Raw genomic sequence first — 6,517 nt, 5'->3', positions numbered from 1 at the left:
CGCCCGCACGCTGCTCGCCGCCTCGGGCGACGCCGCAGAGCGCAGCTTCCCGCAGCCCGCCAAGCGATAGCGGCTCAGCGCAGCCCGATGCCGGGATTGGTGCGCCCGGGCAGGCGCGGAACCTTCGCGGTGCGCGGCTCGATCGGGGCGCCGCAGGCGTAGACGAACTCGGTCTGCAGGTCGGTGAACACCGTCTCGCCGGTGATCCTGCAATCCTCGCGCACCGTCTCGTCGAGGTAGGTCCGCGCCGCCAGGCGGAAGCGCGCCGCCCGCGTCTCGCCGGGGTCGCGGTCGGCATAGCGGTCGCCGATGCCGCAGCCGGTGAACTCGCGCACCGCGTTCGAGACGATCAGCATCCGCCGTTGCTGGCGCTGGTCGTAGACCTCGTACGGGTCGTTGCAGGAAATCGTCACGACCTGGGGCGTCAGGCTGACATAGGTCTTGGAGATGTGGGAAAACCCGGTGCATCCGGTGACCGCGAGGCCCGTCGCGACGGCGATGACAAACGCCAGCCGCTTCATACCCGTCTCCACGCAACCGACCCGCGGACGACCCGCACGGGCATTGAAGCCGCGAGGGCCGCCCGGTCAAGCTCCGCCGGGACACAGGCGCCGGCTTATGCGCCGCCGCCTTCCCAATCCACGACCCGCAGGCCGGGGACGCGCGAGAATTCGCGGACGTTGCGGGTGACGAGCGTCACGTCGCGCGCGAGCGCCTGCCCGGCGATCAGGACGTCGTAGGGGCCGATCGGCGTTCCGGCCGCGGCGAGGCCCGCACGGATCTCGCCGGCCTGGCGGGCGTCGGCGACGGTGAAATCGATCACGGGGAAGCGCAGGGCATCGATCCCGGCGAGCGTTTCGTCTTGGCGATCACCATGATAGGCGCCGAAGAACAACTCGTGCGAAACAATCGCCGAAACACCGAAATCGCGCCGCCGATGTGCTCGCGACCGCTCCCAAACCCGTTGTCGTTGCTTCAGCAAAGCCACTACGACATTGGTATCAAGCAGATAGAGCATCAGAGTTTGTCGAGCGCCGGGCGGTCTTGCTGCGGCACATCTTCATCCGTGGCTTTCAGGATGGCATCGAGGACGTCAGGGTCGAGCTTGACGGCGATGGCTTCGAGCCAAGCCCACTCATCCACGATCGGTTCGAGGATGACCGCCTCGCCGTCGCGTCGGATCCGCACCGTGTCGCCCTCGAACTGGAAACCGGGCGGCAATTGTACCGCCTCCTCCCCGTCCGATCGGATGATCTTCGCGATGTTCGACATGCCGACCTCCCGATGTCCGTCACGAGGATAGATCGGGAGGCCGGAGCCGCAAAGTCGAGGCGGCCTACTCCGCCGCCACCGCCAGGTAGCGCGCCGGATCGTAGTTGAGGATCGGTCCGAGCCAGCGCTCCACGGCGTGCAGGTCCATGCCCTTGCGCATCGCGTAGTCCTCGACCTGGTCGCGCTCCACCTTGGCGACGCCGAAGTAGTGCGCCTTCGGGTGGGCGAGGTAGAGGCCGGAGACCGACGAGCCCGGCCACATCGCGTAGGATTCGGTGAGCTTCACGCCGATGCGGCGCTCGGCCTGGAGCAGGTCGAACAGCGTGACCTTCTCGGTGTGATCGGGCTGCGACGGGTAGCCCGGGGCCGGGCGGATGCCGTCGTATTCCTCGCGCACCAGTTCTTCCGGCGTGTAGGTCTCGTCCGCCGCGTAGCCCCAGAACTCGCGCCGCACGCGCTCGTGCATGCGCTCGGCAAACGCCTCGGCGATGCGGTCGGCGAGCGCCTTGACCAGGATCGAGCGGTAGTCGTCGTTGGCGCGCTCGAACTTCTCCGCGATCCGCACCTCTTCCAGGCCCGCCGTGACGACGAAGCCGCCGACGTAGTCGGCGATCCCGGTCTCGGCAGGCGCCACGAAGTCCGACAGGCAGGTGTTCGGCCGCCCGTCGCGCTTCGACAGCTGCTGGCGCAGGCCGTGGAAGGTCGCCAACGTCTCCGAGCGGCTCTCGCCGGTGTAGAGGCGGATGTCGTCGCCGACCGCGTTGGCCGGCCAGAAGCCGAGGATCGCCTTCGGGTTGAACCAGCGCTCGGCGACGATCTGCTTGAGCATCGCCTGCGCGTCCTCGAACAGGGCCTTGGCCGCCGGGCCCTGGTTCGGGTCCTCGAAGATCGCGGGGTAGCGGCCCTTGAACTCGTAGGTCTGCAGGAACGGCGTCCAGTCGATGTAGGGCACGAGGTCGGCCACCTCGTACGAGCCGTAGACGCGCGTCCCGGTGAAGCTCGGCTTCTTCGGCGCGTAATCGGTCCAGTCGATCTTGAACGCGTTGGCGCGGGCCTTGGCCAGCGGCAGGCGCTGCTTGTCGAGCTCCGAGCGAGCGTGGGCGTCGGCGACCTTGGCGTATTCCGCCTGCACCTTCTCGATCACCCCGCCGCGGGTCTCCTTCGAGATCAGGCTCGAGACCACGCCGACCGCGCGGCTGGCATCGGTGACGTAGATCGCCTGCCCGCGCTGGTAGGACGGGTGGATCTTCACCGCGGTGTGGACGCGGCTGGTGGTGGCGCCGCCGATCAGCAGCGGCACGTCGAAGCCCTCGCGCTCCATCTCGGCGGCGACGTGCACCATCTCGTCCAGCGACGGCGTGATCAGCCCGGAGAGGCCGACGATGTCGACGTTCTCGCGCTTGGCGACCTCGAGGATCTTGGTCGCCGGCACCATCACGCCGAGGTCGATGATCTCGTAGTTGTTGCAGGCCAGGACCACGCCGACGATGTTCTTGCCGATGTCGTGGACGTCGCCCTTCACGGTGGCCATCAGCACCTTGCCGGCGGCGCGGCGCTGCCCGTCGCCGCCGTTGGCGAGCTTTTCCGCCTCCATGTACGGCTCGAGGTAGGCCACCGCCTGCTTCATCACGCGGGCGGACTTCACCACCTGCGGCAGGAACATCTTGCCCGAGCCGAACAGGTCGCCGACTACGTTCATGCCGGCCATGAGCGGGCCCTCGATGACGTGGAGCGGCCGCGCCACGCCCTGGAGGGCCTCCTCGGTGTCGGCGAGGATGTACTCGGTGATGCCGTTGACCAGCGCGTGCTCGATGCGCTTCTCGACGGTGCCCTCGCGCCAGGTCAGGTCGGCGGTCTTGGCCTGGGCCGAGGCGCCGCTCTTGAAGCGCTCGGCCGCCTCCAGAAGGCGATCGGTGGCGTCGTCGCGCCGGTTCAGGACCACGTCCTCGCACAGCTCGCGCAGCTCCGCCGGCAGCTGGTCGTAGACCGCGAGCTGGCCCGCGTTGACGATGCCCATGTCCATGCCGACCTTGATCGCGTGGTACAGGAACACCGCGTGCATCGCCTCGCGCACCGGCTCGTTGCCGCGGAAGGCGAAGCTCAGGTTCGAGATGCCGCCCGAGATGTGGGCGTGGGGCAGCGTCTCGCGGATGATGCGGGTCGCCTCGATGAAGGCGACGCCGTAGCCGTTGTGCTCCTCGATGCCGGTCGCGACCGCGAACACGTTCGGATCGAAGATGATGTCCTCGGGCGGGAAGCCGACCTCCTCGGTCAGCACCTTGTAGGCCCGGGTGCAGATCTCGACCTTGCGCTCGAGCGTGTCGGCCTGGCCGTCCTCGTCGAAGGCCATCACCACCACGGCCGCGCCGTAGGAGCGGCACACCTTCGCGTCGTGAACGAACTTCTCGATGCCCTCCTTCATCGAGATCGAGTTCACGATCGCCTTGCCCTGGATGCACTTCAGGCCGGCTTCGATGACGTGGAACTTCGAGGAATCGACCATCACCGGCACGCGGGCGATGTCGGGCTCGGCGGCGACCAGGTTGAGGAACTCGACCATCGCCTTCTCGGAATCGAGCAGGCCCTCGTCCATGTTGACGTCGATGATGCTGGCCCCGGCCGCGACCTGGTCGCGGGCGACGTCGAGGGCGGCGGCGTAGTCGCCGGCGGTGACGAGCTTCCTGAACTTGGCCGAGCCGGTGACGTTGGTGCGCTCGCCGACGTTCACGAAGGGGATCTCCTTCGTCAGCGTGAACGGCTCCAGGCCGGACAGGCGCATCAGCGGCGCGATCTCAGGAATTACCCGCGGCGTCTTGCCGGCGACGGCCTCGGAGATGGCGCGGATGTGGTCCGGCGTGGTGCCGCAGCAGCCGCCGACCATGTTGACGATGCCGCCCTCGGCGAACTCGGCGACGAGCTTGGCCATCGCCTCCGGGCTCTCGTCGTAGAGGCCGAACTCGTTGGGCAGGCCGGCATTCGGGTAGGCGCAGACCAGCGTGTCGCAGACGCGGGACAGCTCCGAAATGTGGCCGCGCATCTCGCGGGCGCCCAGCGCGCAGTTGAGGCCGAAGGTCAGCGGCCGGCAATGGCGCAGCGCGTTCCAGAACGCCTCGGGGGTCTGGCCCGACAGGGTGCGCCCGGACAGGTCGGTGATCGTGCCGGAGATCTGGATCGGCAGGGTGACGCCGCGCTCGTCGAACACCTGCCAGGTGGCGGCGATCGCCGCCTTGGCGTTCAGCGTGTCGAAGATCGTCTCGATCAGGATCAGCTCGGCGCCGCCGTCCATCAGGCCGCGGACCTGCTCGGCATAGGCCTGCTTGACCTGATCGAAGGTCACGGCGCGGTAGCCGGGGTTGTTCACGTCCGGCGAGATCGAGAGCGTGCGGTTGGTCGGGCCGACGGCGCCGGCGACGAACCGGCGGCGGCCGTCCTGCTCCTCAGCGAGCTTGGCGGCCTCGCGGGCGAGGCGCGCGCCCTGCGCGTTCAGCTCGTGGATCACCGATTCCATGCCGTAATCGGCTTGCGCGATCGTGGTGCCGGAGAAGGTGTTGGTCTCGCAGACGTCGGCGCCGGCGAGGAAGTAGTCGAGGTGGATCTGCCGGATCGCATCGGGCTGCGTCAGGATCAGCAGGTCGTTGTTGCCCTTCTGGTCGTGGGCGTGGTCCTTGAAGCGCTCGCCGCGGAAGTCGGCCTCGCCGTAGCCGAGGCGCTGGATCACGGTGCCCATCGCCCCGTCGAGGACGAGGATCTTCTCCCGCGCGCGCTGGCGCAGGGCGCCTTCGATCTCGGTGCCGTCGACGGGACGAAGGTCGGTCATGGATGTCTCACTCGTCATTCCGGGGCCGCGCAGCGGAGCCCGGAATCCAGAACCGCGACGGGTCCGGAAGGCCGGTTTCGGCTGCCGTCAAAGACTTGTCGGCAAGGTTCGCGCGTCTGGATCCCGGGCGCGCCCGCGGCGCCCCGGGATGACGGGAGGTCGATCGATCAGGCCGCCTTCGCCGTCGCCACCTTCGGTGCCTGGGCGCGCAGGCCAAGCAGGTGGCAGATCGCGTAGACGAGGTCGGAGCGGTTCATCGAGTAGAAGTGGAAGTCGTTGACGCCCTCGTCGACGAGGTCGAGCACCTGCTCGGCCGCCACCGCCGCCGCCACCAGCCGCCGGGTCTCGACGTCGCCATCGAGCCCGTCGAAGCGCGCCGCCAGCCAATACGGCACCGAAGCGCCGGTGCGGCGGGCGAAGTTGGCGGCCTGCTTGAAGTTCTGCACCGGCAGGATGCCGGGGATGATCGGGATGTCGATGCCGGCGGCGCGCACCTTGTCGACGTAGCGCAGGTAGACGTCGTTCTCGAAGAAGAACTGCGTGATCGCCTGGTCTGCGCCGGCGTCGACCTTGGCCTTCAGCGCGTCGATGTCGGCGTCGAGCGAGGCGGCCTCGGGGTGCTTCTCGGGATAGGCCGAGACCGAGACCTTGAAGTCGCCGATGCGCTTGATGCCGGCGACGAGGTCCGAGGTCTGCGCGTAGCCACCGGGATGCGGGCGATAGGCGTGGCCGACGCCCTCGGCGGGATCGCCGCGCAGCGCCACGATGTGGCGCACGCCGGCATCCCAGTAGGACTGCACCACCGCGTCGATCTCGTCGCGGGTCGCGTCCACGCAGGTCAGGTGGGCAGCCGGCTTGAGGCCGCTCTCGGTCACCATGCGGGCCACGGTGTTGTGGGTGCGCTCGCGGGTCGAGCCGCCGGCCCCGTAGGTCACCGAGACGAATTTCGGCCCGAGCGGCGCCAGCCGCTCGATCGAGGACCACAGGATCTTCTCCATCTCCTCGGTCTTCGGCGGGAAGAACTCGATCGAGACGCGGATCGGGTGGTAGCCGTCGCGGCTGGCGCGGTGGCGGTTGGCGTTCGGCATGGGCTTCGTCCTCAATGTCGTTCGGTTCAGACGATCGTGGAAGGGCGTCGGCCGCCTCAGGCGACGGCGCGTTCGGGCTGGATGGCTTCGGGGGCGACACGGCCGTCCGCCGCGAGCCAGAGGGTGACGGTGAGCTGGGCCTGCTCGGTCGGCGCGAGGTCGCGGGTCACCACGGTGTCGAGCCCGGCCTCGGACAGCCAGCCCGAGACCTGATCGGCGGCGAAGCCGAGACGGCGGTGGGCCTGCGACTCGCGCAGGAACTCGAGGTCGTGCGGGGCGAAGTCGACCACCAGCAGGCGGCCGCCCGGCGCCACGAGGCGGGCGGCCTTGTCGGCGTTGG

General features: G+C 68.8%; 5 protein-coding genes and 1 pseudogene. All 6 read right to left on the bottom strand.

Annotation, left to right across the window (positions count from 1 at the left end; translation table 11 throughout):
* Positions 1 to 74: 74 nt before the first annotated feature.
* Positions 75 to 521, bottom strand: coding sequence for a hypothetical protein (locus FV223_RS17105; protein WP_147728159.1), 447 nt, complete (start codon positions 519 to 521; stop codon positions 75 to 77).
* Between the two features lie 95 nt (positions 522 to 616).
* Positions 617 to 1,018: a type II toxin-antitoxin system VapC family toxin gene (locus tag FV223_RS17100; protein ID WP_147728158.1), complete on the bottom strand. Its 402-nt coding sequence runs from the start codon at positions 1,016 to 1,018 to the stop codon at positions 617 to 619.
* Entirely contained in the window at positions 1,018 to 1,272 is a 255-nt protein-coding gene (locus tag FV223_RS17095; RefSeq protein WP_147728157.1) for an AbrB/MazE/SpoVT family DNA-binding domain-containing protein, read from the bottom strand. The genes FV223_RS17100 and FV223_RS17095 overlap by 1 nt, the downstream gene beginning before the upstream one ends.
* 64 nt (positions 1,273 to 1,336) lie before the next feature.
* Positions 1,337 to 5,089: a methionine synthase gene (metH, locus tag FV223_RS17090; protein ID WP_147728156.1), complete on the bottom strand. Its 3,753-nt coding sequence runs from the start codon at positions 5,087 to 5,089 to the stop codon at positions 1,337 to 1,339.
* Between the two features lie 167 nt (positions 5,090 to 5,256).
* Entirely contained in the window at positions 5,257 to 6,177 is a 921-nt protein-coding gene (gene metF / locus FV223_RS17085) for a methylenetetrahydrofolate reductase [NAD(P)H] (protein WP_147728155.1), read from the bottom strand.
* Positions 6,178 to 6,233: 56 nt separating this feature from the next.
* A pseudogene (locus FV223_RS17080) lies at positions 6,234 to 6,517 on the bottom strand (ArsR family transcriptional regulator); the annotation flags it as partial.

It is taken from the genome of Methylobacterium sp. WL116 (assembly GCF_008039455.1).
Taxonomy (GTDB): domain Bacteria; phylum Pseudomonadota; class Alphaproteobacteria; order Rhizobiales; family Beijerinckiaceae; genus Methylobacterium.
Note: the sequence above shows the minus strand (reverse complement) of the source record. Positions and strands in the feature narration are given on the sequence as shown.